The organism is Psychrobacter sp. TB15 (assembly GCF_000511655.1).
In the GTDB taxonomy this organism is placed as follows: domain Bacteria; phylum Pseudomonadota; class Gammaproteobacteria; order Pseudomonadales; family Moraxellaceae; genus Psychrobacter; species Psychrobacter submarinus.
Genome location: NZ_AYXN01000015.1, coordinates 256,317 through 275,540 on the forward strand (window position 1 = coordinate 256,317; position 19,224 = coordinate 275,540).

Here is a 19,224-nt window from a genome sequence, read left to right on the forward strand (position 1 = left end):
AATTAAAAACTTTTCTCAGAGAATTACACATTTCATGCGAACCTAGCTTTGGGTTCAATGTATAATAATGACCGTTCACTCTCTTAATTGATAAGCTTATTATGCCCAAAAAAAATGCCACCGTCCGTCTTATCCATTACTTGGTGGGGCTTTTTATTGCCTTTTTAGCGCTAGTCATTATCTTAGCGCTCGCCGTTCCTATTGGCTTTTATGGCATGGCAATGTACTTATCACCTACCCTACCTAGTATCCAAGAGATTAAAAGGGCAAATTTGGAGATGCCTTTACAGATCTATAGCCGTGATGACAAACTCATCGGTCAGTATGGCAACCGCTTATCTTTGCCGGTGACTTATGAAGAGATTCCTGAAGGGCTGACGAACGCCTTTTTAGCTGCTGAAGACGCTTCATTTTTTCAGCATAGCGGCATTAGTATTAAGGGTTTAGGACGAGCGGTCACCGAAGTGGTCACTGACGATGAGGGCCAAACAGGGGGCTCAACAATTACTATGCAGGTGGCTAAGAATTACTTTTTGACGCCTGAGCGTACCTTGAATCGTAAGTTAACAGAGCTATTTGTCGCCAGAAAGATGGAAGACGAGCTCACTAAAAATGAAATTCTCACTTTATATGTGAATAAAATTTATTTGGGCGAAGGCGCTTATGGTATCCGCGCCGCTGCCAAAAAGTATTATAGTAAGTCACTTGAGAGCTTAACCGTCGCAGAGATGGCGATGCTAGCTGGCCTTCCAAAAGCCCCTTCTAAATACAACCCAGTCGCCAATCCTGAGCGTGCCCTTATTCGCCGTAACTGGATTATCAAACGTATGCACGAGCTTGGCTATATCGATCAAGCGCAACATGATGAAGCTATCGACTCGCCCATTGGCTTGAATTTATATCAAGAAAAACTCGATGTTAATATGCCTTATTTGGCAGAGATGGCGCGCTATGCTTTAGTCAATCGTTATGGAGATCAAGTAGTCAATGGCGGCTGGCGGGTGCGCTTAACCGTTGATAGCCAAGCGCAGCAAGCTGCCGAAGCGGCCGTCCTCAAAGGTCTTATTGCCTATGATCATCGTCACGGCTGGCGCGGCGCTGAGGCGAACGATGAACCTCTTGAAGACTTTAACCGCTATGGCAGTATGTATCCTGCGAAGGTGACCACTGTCAACTCACGCAGCTTTGAAGCACTGATGCAATCAGGTGAGACGGTCACCGTAAACTGGTCTGGTATGAGCTGGGCAAAGAAGTTCATCTCAGCCGATCGCTTCGGTAATCTACCTAGTAACGCCTCCCAAATCGTCAGTGAAAAAGACATCGTTCGCTTAATAAAAACCGATAATGATAATTGGCAATTGGCACAGATTCCAGATGTCCAAGGCAGCTTAGTATCGCTAGACCCAGAGACAGGCGCGCTAAACGCTTTGGTAGGTGGTTTTGACTTTAAGTACAGTAAATTCAACCGCGCCCTGCAAGGATGGCGTCAACCGGGCTCAACAATTAAGCCACTGATTTATACCACCGCCTTAGAAAAAGGCTATCGTCCAGATAGCATCATCTCAGATCGTCCCATTCAAGTCGGCGATTGGAAGCCTAAAAACTCTGATGAGCGCTTCTTAGGTGATATCACTTTACGCCGCGGGCTTTATCTGTCTCGTAACTTAGTCTCTATTCGCTTACTACAAGCAGTAGGCACCTCAGATGCTCGTGATCTGTTAGACCAGTTCGGTCTTGATAAAGAGAAGCTACCGACTACACTGTCATTAGCGCTCGGTACGGGTCAAGTTACCCCGTTACAAATGGCTACCGCGTATGCGACCTTTGCGAATGGCGGTCATCGTATACAGCCTTATTTTATTGAGCAGATTTATAACTACGATAATGAGCTGTTGTTTCAAGCCAATCCGCAGCAAGCGTGTGCGCTTTGTTTCAATGAGCAGCTTGAAGCTCGTAACCAACAACTGATTGAAGATGCCCAAACGCTTACTGAGCAAGAAGCAGAGGACAAGCAGACGGAAGATACCATAAGCGAAGACGACGCTGTCGAGAATGAGTCAGATGCTCAGAATGATGAGCTTAGCGATGATGATGCTAATACCAATGTTTCTAATAACTATGATATGAGTATTTATGATGCAAATCCGCTGACAGATCGTCTGCAAGCTCCTGTAGTGCAGTATGTAACGGCCACCCAAGCGCCGCGAATCCTCAAACCTAGAGTGGCTTACGAGATGGCCGACATCTTACGAGAGGTGGTTCAGCGCGGTACTGCCGTTCGCGCTCGAGCACTTGGACGCGAGGATATTGGGGGCAAGACCGGTACGACTAACGAAGCCAAAGACGCTTGGTTTGCAGGCTTTCATCCTACCAACGCTACTGTCGTTTGGATGGGTTTTGATCAGCCCTCAACCCTTGGTCGCCGCGAGTATGGCGGTGTTGCTGCCCTACCCGTATGGATGGACTTTATGAGAGCGCAGTTAAGAGACGTTCCTTTTGAATGGGTGTCGCTTGATAATAAATCTAAATCTAAAAAGCAAAGCCAGCGTATTATCGAGATGAACGATGATGGCGTTGTCAGTACTAATGACAGTGATGAGGACGACTCAAGCAATTTAGAGACTGCTGCTAACCAACCGGTTAAAACTAAAATTCAGCAACGTAAGCCTCCTGAACCTGAACAAGAGCCTGTAGTGCAGTCAACAGCGTCTGATAATAGCGATAGTGCGTCACAAAATCCATTACCCGTAACGCCAGCAGAACGTATGCCCGCGATGCCAGAATAAGACTCTATAGTTATAAATATAGCTATAAAGCTCCATTTAGGACACATTCAATAAAGCATTAAAAAGGCGGTTCACTGCAGTGGACTGCCTTTTTGATAGGCAAGCGCTTCCCATACTTTCAATACTTTCAATACTTTCAATACTTTCAATACTGATTTAATACTCGACCATGCCGCCCCGTAGCTGTTCAATCAAATCTAAAAACTGACTGCGCCATTCTCGAATAGTTGACTCATCAGGTAGCCACTGGTTGGACAATGTCACCACATTAACGATCAAATCTTGCGATTGTTTTGAGCCCTCAGCAGGATGAGCACTTATTTGTTGATCCGACAATACAGCATAGAGACAGCGCTGATAAGCTCGCTCTATATTGGCTAAAAACCCATGCTCTAATAGTTGCTGTAAGCGCATGACCTCAGGTGAGACCTGCGTGCGCTCGCTAAGCGCTTGCTCTATAGCCAGTAGCGTTGGCTCATTCATCTCCAAACTATAGAACTGCGAAAGCTCCTGCATAAAGGCTAAAAAGCTACCATATAAATGAAAAATAGCAGTTTCACAGTGCGCTTGGTACAGCTGTTTATCGCTACTGTTATCTGCCGCTTGGCAAGCTAAGCGGCAAAAATAAAGCTTTTGGTTGGTACGGTCAGCATGGTATTTGGCTACGCGAGTTTTACCGGCCATAAGCAGGTTGTCCTTTTATTACGAATCAGTTAAAAAACTACAATGTGTTTAAGTGTACTATCTTTTTACTGAGTCTGACTATATTTTATGCATAAAAAAGCCAGCACGAGGCTGGCTTTTTTACTGTTAAATTAAACAGAGCTCATAAGTTAAACAAAGCTTAGTTATCTTGGTTCAGCTCTTGAGCGAAGGCTTCATCGAAACTTGTAAAGTCTTTATTTTCACTCGTAGCTGTACCCATATCGAACGCAGCATTCAGATCTGAGTCTTGCAGCTTTTGTTCTGCTTTGTCTTTACGCGCGTTGTGATACGCAAGACCAGTACCTGCAGGAATTAGACGACCGACGACGACGTTTTCTTTTAGGCCACGTAGCTCATCAACTTTACCCGTCACCGCCGCCGCAGTTAGCACTCGCGTGGTTTCCTGGAACGAAGCTGCTGAGATAAAGCTTTCCGTTGCCAGACTCGCTTTGGTGATACCTAACAATTGACGCTCATACTGAACTGGGAATTTATTCTCAGCTTCCAGTTTGGCATTCAAGGCTATGACATCAGCGTACTCGACCTGATCACCTTTGAAGTGACTAGAGTCGCCCGCATCTGTAATCTCAACTTTGCGCAGCATCTGACGAATAATAACTTCGATGTGCTTATCGTTGATCTTCACGCCTTGCAAGCGGTAAACGTCTTGTACTTCGTTAACGATATAGTCTGCAAGAGCCGTCTGACCTTTTAGACGTAAGATGTCGTGCGGGTTTTGCGGACCATCAGCGATGATCTCGCCGCGTGCCACAGTCTCGTTTTCGAAGACGTTGATTTGACGCCATTTCGGGATCAGCTCTTCATGCGTCTCACCATCTTCGTTAGTAATGATAAAGCGGTTCTTACCTTTGGTCTCTTTACCAAAGCTCACCACACCTGTCATCTCAGCCATAATGGCGTGATCTTTCGGACGACGTGCTTCGAATAAATCGGCGACGCGTGGTAGACCACCGGTAATATCTTTAGTACCAGAAGATGCTTGTGGGACACGGCCTAAGATCGAACCTGCCGCTACTTTTTCACCATCGCTGACGCGAATGATGGTTTCTGCAGGTAAGAAATAAACCACTTCTTTGCCCGCATCAGTATTCAAGATAATAGCAGGACGTAAGTCTTTAGCATTACTTGAACGGTCACGAGTCGCTAGAATCTCAAACGAGCTCATACCTGTGGCATCATCGACTTTAACGGTCGCTGTACTACCATCAACGATATCACTAAAGCGCGCAGTACCGGCGAATTCTGTGATAATTGGATGCGTATGCGGATCCCACTTAGCAATCGTTTGACCACCATCTACTTTATCGCCATCTTTGACGAGGACGCTTGAACCGTAAGGTACTTTATAACGCTCACGCTCACGACCAAGATCGTCAGTCAAAGCAATTTCTGCAGAGCGAGAGACGATAACTAAATGACCATCGGTATGCTCAACTGTTTTCATATTGTCAAATTGTACTTGACCGGCGTTACGCGCTGAGATGCTATTATCCACAGATGCTGAGCTTGCTGCACCGCCCACGTGGAAGGTACGCATGGTAAGCTGAGTACCTGGCTCACCGATAGACTGCGCTGCCATAACCCCAACTGACTCACCGATATTGACTTTATGACCACGAGCCAAGTCACGACCATAACACTGCGAACAAACGCCGTGCTCAACTTCACAAGTGATAACTGAGCGTACCCAAATATCATCAATAGCGTTTTCGTCTAAGATGTTTACCCACTGCTCATCGATTAACGTACCAGCCGGAATCAGCACTTTTGAGTCATCATCATTATAAGTCACATCACGCGCAGTCACTCGCCCTAGCACTAAGTCACCAAGTTTTTCGATGATCTCGCCACCTTGGATGTGCGGCGTCATGAGCAGACCTTGTTCGGTGCCACAATCATCGCTAGTGATGACTAAATCTTGCGCAACATCGACGAGACGACGAGTCAGATAACCTGAGTTTGCAGTCTTCAAAGCGGTATCGGCTAGACCTTTACGCGCACCATGCGTTGAGATGAAATACTGTAGTACGGTCAGGCCTTCACGGAAGTTCGCTTTAATTGGTGTCTCAATGATAGAGCCATCCGGTTTTGCCATAAGGCCACGCATACCAGCAAGCTGACGAATCTGTGCAGCACTACCACGAGCACCAGAATCTGACATAATAAAGATTGAGTTGAAGGATTTTTGCTCGTCTTCTTCGCCTTGGGCGTTGATGACTTTATCGGTCGCCAAGTTATCCATCATCGCTTTAGCAACTTTGTCGTTGGTACGCGACCAGATATCGACAACTTTGTTATAGCGCTCACCGGCAGTGACGAACCCTTGCTCAAACTGATCTTCGATTTCGCGGACTTCAGCGTCTGCGGTGTCGATGATTTGTTTTTTGCTTGGCGGAATGACCATGTCATCAAGACCGATAGAAACGCCAGATAAAGTCGCTTGTGCAAAACCTAAGTACATCAACTGGTCAGCGAACATAACGCTGTCTTTGACGCCCATTTTACGATAGCAAGAGTTGATCAAACCTGAGATGTTTTTCTTAGTCATCTCTTGGTTGCACTCTGCAAACGCCATACCTTTTGGCATGATGTTCCAAATCAATAGGCGACCAGCAACGGTCTCTTTCAGACTTGTCGACTCTGTGGTGTTACCTGCTTCATCAGTCTGCGTCTCAGTGACACGCACTTTGATCAAAGCATTGACGTGCAAATCGTTCGAGCCAATAGCACGTAAGGCTTCGTTGACTGTCGCAAACACCATGCCTTCACCTTTGGCATTGATCGATGAGCGACTGATGTAGTATAGACCTAAGACCACGTCTTGTGACGGTACGATAATCGGATCACCGTTAGCAGGTGACAAGATATTATTCGTTGACATCATCAAGGCGCGTGACTCTAGTTGAGCCTCAAGCGTCAATGGTACGTGAACGGCCATTTGGTCACCGTCAAAGTCAGCGTTAAACGCGGTACAAACCAGCGGATGCAGCTGAATCGCTTTACCTTCGATCAGTACAGGTTCGAACGCTTGTAGACCCAATCTATGCAGCGTTGGTGCACGGTTGAGTAGCACTGGATGCTCACGGATAACCATAGCCAGCATATCCCACACTTGCGGCTCTTCACGCTCGACCATCTTTTTGGCCGCTTTAATCGTGGTCGCCATGCCATGTGATAACAGCTTGGCATAAGTAAATGGCTTAAATAACTCTAATGCCATCTTCTTTGGTAGACCGCACTGATGCAAACGTAGCGTCGGACCAACAACGATAACCGAACGACCAGAATAATCGACACGCTTACCAAGTAGGTTTTGACGGAAACGACCTTGCTTACCTTTAATCATATCGGCCAAAGATTTTAGTGGACGCTTATTACTACCAGTAATGGCACGGCCACGGCGACCGTTATCAAGTAAGGCATCGACTGACTCTTGTAGCATACGCTTTTCGTTACGCACAATGATATCAGGGGCGCTAAGCTCCAATAGACGCTTCAAACGATTATTACGGTTGATGACACGGCGATACAAATCGTTAAGATCAGATGTCGCAAAACGGCCACCTTCTAGCGGTACTAGCGGACGTAAATCTGGTGGTAGAACTGGTAAAATATTCATTACCATCCACTCAGGCTTATTATTAGAGTCGCGGAAAGCTTCTAATAACTTTAGACGCTTAGACATTTTTTTGAGCTTAGTCTCAGAGCCGGTTTGCGGAATTGCTTCGCGCAGCTCATCAATCTCGATATCGATATCGATTTCTTTTAATAAGTCTTGTACTGCTTCTGCGCCCATCTTAGCTGTGAACTCGTCGCCGAACTCTTCAAGCGCGCGGTAGTAGTCTTCGTCATCAAGCAGCTGATACTTCTCAAGACTCGTCAAGCCTGGCTCAGTAACAATATAGCTCTCGAAATAAAGTACGCGCTCGATGTCACGTAGCGTCATGTCTAATAAAAGACCGATGCGGCTTGGTAATGATTTTAAGAACCAAATATGCGCGACAGGGCTAGCCAGATCGATATGACCCATACGATCACGGCGAACTTTGGCTGTAGTGACTTCTACGCCGCATTTTTCGCAGATGACGCCTTGGAACTTGCGGCGCTTATATTTACCACAAAGACACTCAAAGTCTTTTACTGGGCCAAAGATTTTGGCACAAAATAGACCATCGCGCTCAGGTTTAAAGGTACGATAATTAATGGTTTCTGGCTTTTTGACTTCACCATGCGACCAAGACTTGATCACATCTGGTGAGGCTAAAGTAATTTGAATGCTATCAAACTCACGATTACCGCTCGCGGTAGGGCTTTGCATGATATCGAGTAAATCTTTCAAGTTGCTTCTCCGTTATCTTTATAATCTTCTAAGCGGTACCTAAAAGTACAAGCTACTTAGACGACTGAAGGCAATGAATTGGGATGAGATAAAGACTAAAAGCAGCCGTATCAATCATACTTTACTGCTTTTAGTCTAACGCTTAAGCGTCAATAAGGGCTTAATTGTTTTCTTTTAACTCAATATTGATACCCAGTGATTTGATTTCTTTGGTCAGTACGTTGAACGACTCAGGCATACCTGGATCCATATACTGCTCACCATCGACGATGTTTTTGTACATACGCGTACGGCCTTCGACATCATCTGACTTCACCGTTAGCATCTCTTGCAAGGTATAAGTCGCACCATATGCTTCTAGTGCCCACACTTCCATCTCACCGAATCTCTGACCACCAAACTGGGCTTTACCACCGAGTGGTTGCTGGGTGACCAGCGAGTAAGAGCCGGTAGAACGCGCGTGCATCTTGTCGTCGACTAAGTGGTTGAGCTTGAGCATATACATATAACCGACCGTCACTTTGCGGTCAAACTGCTGACCGGTACGACCATCATATAGTACTTGCTGACCATCGCGGTCGAGTCCTGCAAGCTCAAGCAAGTCTTTGACTTGATGCTCATGCGCGCCGTCAAACACTGCGGTACCCATTGGCACACCGTCGCGCAAGTTGCCCGCTAGCGCCATGATATCATCATCACTTAAGCTATCGAGATCAACGCTTTCACCACCTACTTTATTGTAGATTTGGTCTAAGAAATCACGTAGATCTTTCATTGCTGCTTGAGCTTTGAGCATGTTATCGATCTTCTCGCCCAAGCCTTTGGCTGCCATACCTAAATGAGTCTCTAAGACCTGACCGATATTCATACGCGAAGGAACACCTAGCGGGTTCAAGACGATATCAACCGTATTGCCATGCTCGTCATAAGGCATATCTTCGACCGGCATAATGCGCGATACCACACCTTTGTTACCATGACGACCCGCCATTTTGTCACCCGGCTGAATACGACGCTTCACTGCAAGATAAACCTTGACGATTTTTTGTACGCCATGCTGCAAGTCGTCCCCTGCAGTTAGTTTGCGTTTTTTCTCTGCAAACTTCACATCGATATCTTTTTGCTTATCGACTAAGTACTCAGCGATTTGCGTGAGACGCTCAGCGATATCTTCTTCAACTGGCTGAATATCTAACAAAGTCTCAAGGCTCATCTCTTTCATGTCGGCCGCTTTCATAACCGTACCGGCTTTGAGACCTGAACCACCACTGACTTTTTGACCGTCGAGTAAGTTACCGATACGGCCACGCGCCGCTTCTTCAAAGATACGTAGCTCTTCTTTTAGATCTTTACGGTAGCTATCGAGCTGTGATTTTTCAATCGCACGGGCACGCGCATCTTTTTCGACACCGTCACGGGTGAAGACTTGTACGTCAATGACCGTACCTTTGCTTGACGTTGGGACACGTAGTGAGGTGTCTTTGACGTCAGCGGCTTTTTCACCGAAGATGGCCCGTAGTAGTTTCTCTTCAGGCGTCAGCTGTGTCTCACCTTTTGGCGTGACTTTACCGACTAAGATATCACCGGCATCCACTTCAGCACCGATATATACAATACCTGCTTCGTCTAGGCTAGACAGCGCGGCTTCACCGACGTTTGGAATATCAGCAGTGATCTCTTCGGTGCCAAGCTTAGTATCACGAGCCACACAAGTGAGCTCTTGAATATGAATGGTGGTAAATCGATCTTCTTTTACGACCTTTTCAGATAGAAGAATCGAATCCTCGAAGTTATAACCATTCCACGGCATAAAGGCGATACGAATGTTCTGACCTAACGCTAGCTCACCAAGATCGGTCGATGGGCCATCAGCTAGAATATCCCCTGACGCGATTTCGTCGCCTTGGTTGACAATGATGCGCTGGTTGATACAAGTATTTTGGTTTGAGCGCGTATATTTGATCAAGTTATAGATATCGATACCCGCTTCACCAGCGACCATTTCATCTTCATTAACACGTACGACGATACGCGAGGCATCAACGTCTTCGATCACACCGCCACGCTTAGCGATAACACAGACACCCGAATCACGAGCGACGTGACGCTCCATACCTGTACCAACTAATGGCTTATCAGCGCGTAGCGTCGGAACTGCCTGACGCTGCATGTTCGAGCCCATAAGCGCTCGGTTAGCATCATCATGCTCTAGGAATGGAATCAGACCAGCGGCTACTGACACGACCTGACTTGGCGACACATCCATATGCGTCACTTTGTCAGCTGGCATACGCACAAACTCGCCATAGCTACGGACACTGATCATCTCCTCGCTAAGCTCACCTTTATCATTCATGGGTGAGTCAGCTTGAGCGATTACCGTACCGACCTCTTCGATAGCAGATAGGTATTCGATAACATCAGTTACTTTACCATCGACCACTTGGCGATAAGGCGTCTCTAAGAAACCAAAGCTATTAGTCTTAGCAAAGGTCGCTAGTGAGTTGATCAAACCAATGTTTGGACCCTCTGGTGTCTCAATTGGGCAGACACGGCCGTAATGCGTATCGTGTACGTCACGTACTTCAAAACCGGCACGCTCACGGGTCAAACCACCTGGTCCCAATGCAGAAACACGGCGCTTATGCGTGACTTCTGATAGCGGGTTGTTTTGATCCATAAACTGCGACAACTGGCTAGAGCCAAAGAACTCTTTGATCGCTGCAGCAACTGGTTTTGAGTTAATCAAATCTTGTGGCGATAAGTTATCAGATTCTGCTGATGATAGACGCTCTTTGACCGCACGTTCAACACGAACCAGACCAACGCGGAATTGATTTTCTACCATCTCGCCTACTGAGCGGATACGGCGGTTACCTAAATGGTCAATATCATCGACATCGCCGCGACCATTACGAATCTCAACCAGCTCTTTTAGCACGTTGACGATATCGTCATTGGTCAAGACGCTGCGCGCACGCTGCACGTCTGGGTCATCGGTATTATCGAAGTCTAAGCCCAAACGGCGGTTGAACTTCATACGGCCAACGTTAGATAGATCGTAACGATCAGCATTGAAGAACATACTTTCGAACAGCTTCTCTGCCGTCTCAACCGTTGGTGGCTCGCCTGGACGCATAACCTTATAGATCTCAATCAAGGCTTCTTCGCGGCTTGAAGTGCTATCGGCACGCAGCGTATCAGCGATGTAGCTACCTTGATCGATATCATTAGTAAACAGGATGCTGAATTCTTTGATCGAATCACTTGCTTCAAACGAGTTTAGCTTCACTAATAGCTCATGATCGATAGGCGTGTTTGCATGGGCAACGACTTCGTCATTAACGATAATATCTTCAGCCAAAATACGCTCATAGAGATATTCATCAGGCACGGCGATCTTAGTCATACCCGCCTCTTCGATCTGACGAATACGGCGCGCGTTGATACGTTTGCCCTGCTCGACGATCACATCGCCATTAGGGGCAACGATATCGAACTGCGCCATCTCACCACGCAAGCGATCAGCAACGATATCAATCTCGAACTGCTCCTCACCTTTATAAACCGCGACTTTATCAAAGAATAAGTCTAAAATCTCGCCAGTCGTTAGGCCAAGAGCGCGCAGGATGATAGAAGCAAGGAGTTTACGGCGACGGTCAATACGCGCGAATACTAGGTCTTTAGCATCAAACTCAAAGTCTAACCACGAACCGCGATAAGGAATGATACGAGCGTTATAAAGCACCTTACCACTAGAGTGTGATTTACCCTTATCATGATCAAAGAAGACACCGGGTGAACGATGCAATTGCGAGACGATAACACGTTCAGTACCATTAATGATAAAGGTACCGTTATCAGTCATGAGTGGAATTTCACCCATATAAACGCTTTGTTCACGGATATCTTTGATAGCCGCTTTGCTGTTTTTGTCTTTATGATCTTTGTCTTTGATAATCAGACGGATTTTGACACGCATAGGCGCGGCAAAGGTTGAACCACGTAAGATACACTCACGCTCATCAAACTCCGGCTCTCCTAAATAATATTCAACAAATTGTAGCTCAGCATTACCTGAATGACTCTCAATCGGGAAAATAGAAGAGTAAGCGGCTTGTAGACCAGTATTCTCACGAGCTTTAGGCTTTTTATGCTCTTGCAAAAATTGCTCATAGGAATCTACTTGGATAGACAATAAATAGGGAATGTCCATCACAGTGGGCAATTCAGCAAAACTTTTGCGAATACGCTTTTTTTCAGTATAAGAATATGCCATCGAGAGTCCTTACAGTAAACGTGGAAACAAATAAAAATCGTAGCTAGCGTGCACCAATACTTGGTGATACCATGCAAACTTAGCGACGTATACGATAATACAACCACTTTAAAGGCGATATACTCATCCGAGATCCCTTTAAAGCTAAAACTTCAAACAATCATCACTATGCGGCCATATGCATTTTGATAATCAACACTTTCAAAATCTTTTTTAAATAAATGGGTTATTAAGCCAAACAGTGATATAACTGTATATATATGCGGTGATTAACCTTTGTATCCAATGATTCGCGTCTAGTTTTTAATAAACTATAGCTTGGATAGCAGTTTCAAAGGCGTTTGGTCAACCGCCGCTATTAAATAAAGCGGATTATTGATAACGGTTAAAAGTACGTAACCGCTAAAAATCAAAGTATCCGTTTGTCTGAATAGCACTAAAGGTGCGATAAATAGTCATCAGCAATAATGTTAATCAGATAAATAATAATAGATATTGAGTTAAGTAGGCCGTGCTAAAAAACAGTTATTGAAAAAGCATGCAGACACAAAAAAACGCCAAACGTCTCAGGACATTTAGCCTAAATTAACAGATTATTCAAAACTACTGTGCTTGCTTGCACTGTGTTTACTTGCATAGCTATCGTGTGTCCTTTTGATGAGTATCCACCACTGGTGATCGGGCGTTAGGCAGACACAAAAGGTCAAGCTAGTAATTATAATAAAAAAGAGCTAGCAATGCAAGGCATTACTAGCTCTTTATGTGCAGTATTAAACTAAATTAAGCTAAGCTTATTTTAGTTCAACAGAAGCACCAGCTTCTTCAAGCTTCTTCTTCAACTCTTCAGCTTCGTCTTTAGACGCGCCTTCTTTGATTGGTGCTGGAGCGCCTTCAACTAGGTCTTTCGCTTCTTTTAGACCAAGGCCAGTCGCTTCGCGAACGGCTTTAATGACGGCAACTTTCTTCTCGCCAAAGCTAGCAAGAACAACGTCAAACTCGTCTTTTTCTTCAGCAGCAGCGCCGCCTTCAGCAGCAGCAGCAGGTGCAGCAGCAGCTACAGCAGCAGTTACGCCGAATTTTTCTTCCATGTCGCTGATTAGCTCAACGATATCCATTACTGACATTTCAGCGATTGCGTTTAACACATCTTCTTTAGATAGTGCCATGAGAACTCTCCGTTATCTGATAAAAATAATTGATTTAATAGCGTATTGATTGACTGTCCACTGTGTTAGATACTGGGACAATAAGCCAATCAAGGCTGTAAAATTTACGTTAAAACAAGCGATTAAGCAGCTTCTTTTGCGTCTTTGATTGCTGCTACCGTGCGAACGAACTTGCCAGGAACTGCGTTCATAGTCTGGACAAGCTTGGTCACTGGTGCATTCATAGTTGCCATCAAGATAGAGATTGCTTCGTCGCGAGTTGGTAGCTTCGATACGCGCTCTAGCTCTTCTGGACCATAAACTTCACCACCGACTGATACAATTTTGGTCTCTAAAGCATTGTTTTCTTTGCTGAAGTCGAAAACGACTCTAGCAGCAGATCCCAAGTCTTCCATAGAGAAAGCCAAAAGTAATGGACCAGTCATACGGTCTGACATGCTCTCAAACTTAGTGCCTTCAAAAGCGCGTTTTGCAAGTGTGTTTTTTACCACTTTTAAAACCACACCTTTTTCACGGGCTTGTACGCGCAGCTCAGTAAGCTGTGCAACACCAATACCGTGATATTCGGCAGCGACTGCTGAGTAAGCATTAGCAGCAACTTCAGACACTTCAGCTACAACTTGTTGTTTTTGCTCTAGCGTTAATGCCATAAGTTGACTCCTTTAATCTTATCAATCCACTTATAATCTAAACCATAAGTGAAAACTGACTTGATACAACACGTTATTAATGCACTAAAAAGTCCATTAATAACGACTAATTACGGCACCATTATCAGACTGACATCAAGTGATAGGTTGCCCTATCGGCTCTTATCAACAACTGGGTGGGTCACCGTCTGCGTAGGACAATTAAGACTTTCATCTGTTATCGATTAACAAAAGCAGCTTATAGCGATTAATAATACCTAAATCATTATCACTATAAACCGCTCTCTACCTACGGTCTTAGACAGCATAGCATTCACTACGCTGACCTAATTCTTAAAATTCTTTACTGCTTAAAATTTGTTGCCGATCAATATTCGTGCTTATTACGGCTCAAATATCAGACAGCTATATTTATCTTATTTAGCCATACGATATGGTACAGGATCGATAGTTAGACCTGGGCCCATCGTGCTCGACAAAGTGATTTTCTTGATGAAAATACCTTTTGAAGTCGCAGGCTTAGCGCGCTTAAGGTCAGACAATAACGCACGAGCGTTTTCGATGACTTGTTCCGCTGTAAAGCCAACTTGACCAATAGTCGTGTGGATAATACCTGCTTTGTCAACGCGATACTGCGCTTGACCCGCTTTAGTATTAGCAACGGCTTCAGCGACATTAGGCGTGACCGTGCCGACTTTTGGGTTAGGCATCAAACCGCGTGGGCCTAAGATTGTACCTAACTGACCGACAACGCGCATAGCGTCAGGAGCGGCGATAACTACGTCAAAGTCCATGTTACCAGCTTTGATTTGCTCAGCTAAATCATCCATCCCAACGATGTCAGCACCCGCTTCTTTTGCCGCTTCAGCAGCAGCGCCTTGCGCGAATACCGCAACGCGTTTGGTTTTACCAGTACCGGCAGGCAGGTTGGTAGCACCGCGAACGACTTGGTCAGATTTACGCGGATCAACCCCTAGGTTGATAGCGATGTCGATAGACTCTTTGAACTTCAAAGGTGGCAAATCGTTTAGGATTTGAACCGCTTCTTCAATAGTGTATTGTTTTTCGTTATCGATACGGCTATTGATTTCTTTTTGGCGTTTGGTTAGCTTACTCATTTACACACCCTCCACGGAAATACCCATTGAACGAGCGGTACCAGCGATGGTACGAACAGCAGCGTCAAGATCAGCAGCAGTTAAGTCTGCATCTTTAGTCTTAACGATCTCTTCTAACTGCTCACGATTCACCTTACCAACTTTAGCAGTGTTTGGCGTACCAGAACCTTTAGCGATACCAGCGGCTTTACGTAGTAAATAAGCAGCTGGTGGCGACTTCATGATAAAGGTAAAAGACTTATCGTTATATACCGTGATTTCTGTAGGAATCGGCAGACCTGGCTCTTGGTTAGAGGTCGCTGCGTTAAATTCTTTACAGAACGCCATGATGTTCACGCCTTTTTGACCCAAAGCTGGACCGATTGGCGGTGAAGGGTTGGCTTTACCTGCTGGGACTTGTAGTTTGATGTAACCATCAATCTTCTTAGCCATGATTTTCTCCTAATTGGGTGATAACGCCAGTTTGTTAGTCACTATGATCATACGATCAGCGCTTAACAAACAACAGCTCCCCAGTTGATGTCTGTTTAGTCTAGTTTTTCAACTTTACTAAACTCAAGCTCGACCTGCGTGGGTCGATTAAATACGTTTACAGTCAGTTGTAGCTTAGATTTTTCGTAATCTACTTTTTCGACTAGGCCCTTAAAGTCAGTGAACGGACCATCGATAACCAGTAGCTCTTCGCCTGGCTCAAATAGAGTCTTCGGACGCGGCGCAGTTTCAGTCTGATTTAAGCGATTAAGAATACGATCGGCTTCCACTTTAGTGATAGGCGCTGGCATCTCTGGTGTACCACCAACAAAACCCATAATACGTGGACAGTCTTTGACAATGTGCCAAGTATTATCGTTCATCTCCATTTCGATCAAGACGTATCCTGGGAAAAACTTACGCTCACTTTTGCGCTTTTTACCGTCTTTCATCTCGACCACTTCTTCAGTGGGCACCAATACATCGCCGAAAGAATCCGCGAAATCACTACGATTAATACGATCAGTTAATGAACGTTGTACTTGTTTTTCATATCCTGAAAACGCTTGGACAATATACCAACGCATATGACGCTCCTGATCTTAGTAGTAGGTTGTGATCAATAAAATATAGCTTTACTAGAGCTAATACGCTCTTCTAGCCAATAAAAATACCGACAAACCAGTTAAAAAAGTTATCTAACATCCAAACTAAAAAACCAACAATCGCTATCACGACAATGGTTTGCCAAGTATATTTAAAAGTCTCGTCTTTACCCGGCCAAGTGACGCGGCGCAGTTCAACGGCCGCATCCTTCAATAGTATCTTAAAGGCGCGTCCTTGATTGGTCAGCGCTAGACAAACTAGAGCAAAAACAGCGAGCGCTACAATAATCCCGATACGAACCCAAACGTCATTGGCCGCTTGCCAATAACCTGGTAAGTATTGATTAGAGAAAGTCGCCGCTATTAGAGCAGCTATAGCCAATAGCCATAGCACCATATCTTTAGCTGAACCGGTTTTAGCAACTTCTACCGCAGTGGTATTTTTGGTTGCTGAGACATGCTTTCCTTTCGTCAGCATCGGGCTTGCCGTCGCCTTAGCGTTAGAGGCATCAGATAACTTAGAATCGAGGTTATCCTGATTGTTGCTCATAAAGAACTCGCTTAGGAGAAGGAAACATCAGATAAAGATAGGATAAAAAAGATGGCAGGCGATGTAGGACTCGAACCTACAACCCTCGGTTTTGGAGACCGATGCTCTACCAATTGAGCCAATCGCCTATGGGTGTTAAGGCTGACAATTATACAAGATTTATAGTTAAATGCAAGTATTTAGACAGATTTTATTGAATGAATTTTGAAGAGAATAATTAATCTGACGGATTTAACATATAATGAGAGAGGTTTGCACTATCGAGTATGAGTAGTATCTTAAGCAATAGCTCAAGCCGTAACTTATTGATCATTATTTATTTTGTGCAACTTAGTAACCTTGCTCATTTAACTCTCTGTATAAGTCACATCCTCGTTGAAGACCAACATCACAAGCTCTTCCATACCATTCTTTTGCAGTAGTCCTGTTTTGGCGGACACCTTTTCCGTCTTGGTACAACGATCCAAGTTCAAACTGAGAATCTACATGTCCTTGCTTTGCAGCCTCTTCATACCATTTAGCTGCTAAACCAAAATCTAGCTCGACACCTCCTCCCTTTTGGTACAACGATCCAAGTTTAAACTGAGAATCTACATGTCCTTGCTTTGCAGCCTCTTCATACCATTTAGCTGCTAAAGCAAAATCTAGCTCGACACCTCTTCCCTTTTGGTACAACGATCCAAGTTCAAACTGAGAATCTACATGTCCTTGCTTTGCGGCCTCTTCATACCATTTAGCTGCTATCTCATTATTTTGTAGGACTTCTTGACCTTCTTGGTACAATGATCCGAGAATAAACTGGGACTCAGAATATCCTTGCTCAGCTGCTTTTAAATGTGACCTGAATATTGGATTCAAGTACTGGTCATTATATGACGGTTTTTTAAAAAACTTTAATTTACGCCTAAATATTTTTAATGCCATTTCTTCCTCTAAAGTGTTAGAGCTAATATAGTTAAACTTGGATTATATAAGTATATCAGATTACAAATACGACTATACAGTTTTACTTTAGCTATTAACTCCACTTAAGTTTATTTTGCCAAAAGTAGATTTTAATAGTACACAAAGTATAAAGCTACTAGTTTAACTCCCTTTGCTGATATACTATATCTTCATGACTTTCAATATTAAACTTACCATTAAGCCCATTTATATGCCTTGCATTAAATCATTATTAGTTCGTCTATTCCAACAATATAACGCATAAACAGCAGTATAACCCTTCAGACCATCTCCTACATCTTTCTATAAGGTTGAGCTATGCTGAAGAAACCGTAGAGGTAAACTTGGTAAACTAAGCGTATTAATCGGAGTTTACCATGACCAAGAAAGTAAGAACCTACAGTGACGAATTTAAAGCTGAAGCCGTCAAGAAGATAGCGGATAACAACGGCAATATTTCAGCGACCGCAAAGCAACTTGGCATCGCCATGCAAACGCTATCCAACTGGCAGAACAAAGCTAATCAAGGCAAGCTTGTAGGAACAAAGCAGTATGACCCTGAACTTATGAGTGCGCTTGAAGAGGTAAAACGCCTAAAGCGACAGCTTAAAGTTGCCGAAGAGGAGCGCGAGATCTTAAAAAAGGCGACGGCGTACTTCGCGAGAAACAGTTAGTCAGGTACGCCTTTATCAAAGACAACCAGTTCCTCTTTCGCATCACCACTATGTGCCGTGTGTTAAGGGTTAAGCCATCAAGCTATTACGACTGGCTAAGTCGTGATCTCAGCGACCAACAGATACATCGCAACCAGTCTGAATTACTGGTTAAAGCGGCTCACAATGAAACGAAAGAACGTTATGGCGCAGATCGACTGCATGCTCATCTAAGCGAGCAAGGCCATAACATTAGCCTGTATATGGTAAGAAGCATCAAAGAGCAACACGGCATTAAATGTCGTAGTCATAAGCGCTTTAAAGTCACCACCGACTCCAATCACAACAAGCTGGTCTATCCAAACGTGCTCGATCAGAAGTTTGACACCAGTCGCCCTAACCAAGCATGGGTAAGCGATATTACCTATATCTGGACACATGAGGGCTGGTTGTATTTAGCGGGAGTCAAAGACTTATATACCAAAGAGCTGGTCGGCTATGCGATCAACAAACGCATGACCGCAGATTTGGTCTGTCGCGCATTGAACATGGCCATCAGGAATAAACGTCCAAACAAAGGGCTAATCGTTCATTCAGACAGAGGCAGTCAGTATTGCAGTCACGCCTACCACAAGACCATTAAGCAGCATCAATTTATAGGCTCAATGAGCGGCAAAGGCAACTGTTTCGATAACGCTCCGATAGAAAGCTTCTGGGGCACATTAAAGAATGAGCTGGTATATCATCAAGACTATAAAACAAGGTTCACAGCCATCAATGATATTATCAGTTATATCGAGCTGTACTACAATCAGACGAGGATTCAAAAGGGTTTGGGCTATCAATCGCCAAGACAGGTGTGGTTTGATTATTATCGTCAGGCTGCGTAATTAAAATCTCCCAAGTTTATGTGTACGGATTTGACGGCAGGGGTCA

12 protein-coding genes and 1 tRNA gene are annotated in these 19,224 nt (G+C 44.6%); 2 read left to right on the forward strand and 11 right to left on the reverse strand.

Annotation, left to right across the window (positions count from 1 at the left end; translation table 11 throughout):
- Positions 1 to 101: 101 nt before the first annotated feature.
- Positions 102 to 2,786, forward strand: a complete 2,685-nt coding sequence (locus tag W234_RS0103900; protein WP_025644937.1) for a penicillin-binding protein 1A — start codon at positions 102 to 104, stop codon at positions 2,784 to 2,786.
- 156 nt (positions 2,787 to 2,942) lie between these two features.
- Here the strand turns inward: W234_RS0103900 and W234_RS0103905 are convergent, their stop codons facing one another.
- The 11 genes from W234_RS0103905 to W234_RS0103955 form a co-directional block, all read right to left on the reverse strand.
- Entirely contained in the window at positions 2,943 to 3,470 is a 528-nt protein-coding gene (locus W234_RS0103905) for a DUF6586 family protein (RefSeq protein WP_025644939.1), read from the reverse strand.
- 160 nt (positions 3,471 to 3,630) lie between these two features.
- The gene (gene rpoC, locus W234_RS0103910; protein ID WP_025644942.1) at positions 3,631 to 7,851 is read right to left on the reverse strand and encodes a DNA-directed RNA polymerase subunit beta'; all 4,221 of its coding nucleotides are present in this window, start codon (positions 7,849 to 7,851) and stop codon (positions 3,631 to 3,633) included.
- A gap of 160 nt (positions 7,852 to 8,011) precedes the next feature.
- Positions 8,012 to 12,130, reverse strand: coding sequence for a DNA-directed RNA polymerase subunit beta (rpoB, locus tag W234_RS0103915; RefSeq protein WP_025644944.1), 4,119 nt, complete (start codon positions 12,128 to 12,130; stop codon positions 8,012 to 8,014).
- Positions 12,131 to 12,921: 791 nt separating this feature from the next.
- The gene (gene rplL, locus W234_RS0103920) at positions 12,922 to 13,296 is read right to left on the reverse strand and encodes a 50S ribosomal protein L7/L12 (RefSeq protein WP_025644946.1); all 375 of its coding nucleotides are present in this window, start codon (positions 13,294 to 13,296) and stop codon (positions 12,922 to 12,924) included.
- A 122-nt stretch (positions 13,297 to 13,418) separates the two neighbouring features.
- On the reverse strand, positions 13,419 to 13,946 hold the full coding sequence (gene rplJ, locus W234_RS0103925) for a 50S ribosomal protein L10 (RefSeq protein WP_025644948.1): 528 nt from the start codon (positions 13,944 to 13,946) through the stop codon (positions 13,419 to 13,421).
- 416 nt (positions 13,947 to 14,362) lie between these two features.
- Positions 14,363 to 15,064 carry a 50S ribosomal protein L1 gene (gene rplA / locus W234_RS0103930; RefSeq protein ID WP_025644951.1) on the reverse strand — a complete coding sequence of 234 codons (702 nt, stop codon included), beginning with the start codon at positions 15,062 to 15,064 and terminating at the stop codon, positions 14,363 to 14,365.
- Positions 15,065 to 15,496, reverse strand: a complete 432-nt coding sequence (gene rplK / locus W234_RS0103935; RefSeq protein WP_025644953.1) for a 50S ribosomal protein L11 — start codon at positions 15,494 to 15,496, stop codon at positions 15,065 to 15,067.
- 95 nt (positions 15,497 to 15,591) lie between these two features.
- Positions 15,592 to 16,122 carry a transcription termination/antitermination protein NusG gene (nusG, locus tag W234_RS0103940; RefSeq protein WP_025644954.1) on the reverse strand — a complete coding sequence of 177 codons (531 nt, stop codon included), beginning with the start codon at positions 16,120 to 16,122 and terminating at the stop codon, positions 15,592 to 15,594.
- A 70-nt stretch (positions 16,123 to 16,192) separates the two neighbouring features.
- A complete protein-coding gene (secE, locus tag W234_RS0103945; protein WP_025644956.1) occupies positions 16,193 to 16,690 on the reverse strand; it encodes a preprotein translocase subunit SecE in 498 nt (165 codons plus the stop codon).
- 52 nt (positions 16,691 to 16,742) lie between these two features.
- Positions 16,743 to 16,818 (reverse strand) — tRNA-Trp (locus tag W234_RS0103950).
- Positions 16,819 to 17,020: 202 nt separating this feature from the next.
- A complete protein-coding gene (locus tag W234_RS0103955; RefSeq protein WP_025644958.1) occupies positions 17,021 to 17,614 on the reverse strand; it encodes a tetratricopeptide repeat protein in 594 nt (197 codons plus the stop codon).
- Positions 17,615 to 18,012: 398 nt separating this feature from the next.
- On the opposite strand from W234_RS0103955, the gene W234_RS0103965 reads away from it, so the two are divergent.
- A protein-coding gene (locus W234_RS0103965; RefSeq protein WP_156923945.1) for an IS3 family transposase occupies positions 18,013 to 19,178 on the forward strand; the annotation gives its coding sequence in 2 pieces (ribosomal slippage) (positions 18,013 to 18,268 and positions 18,268 to 19,178; 1,167 coding nt in all).
- Positions 19,179 to 19,224: the final 46 nt, after the last annotated feature.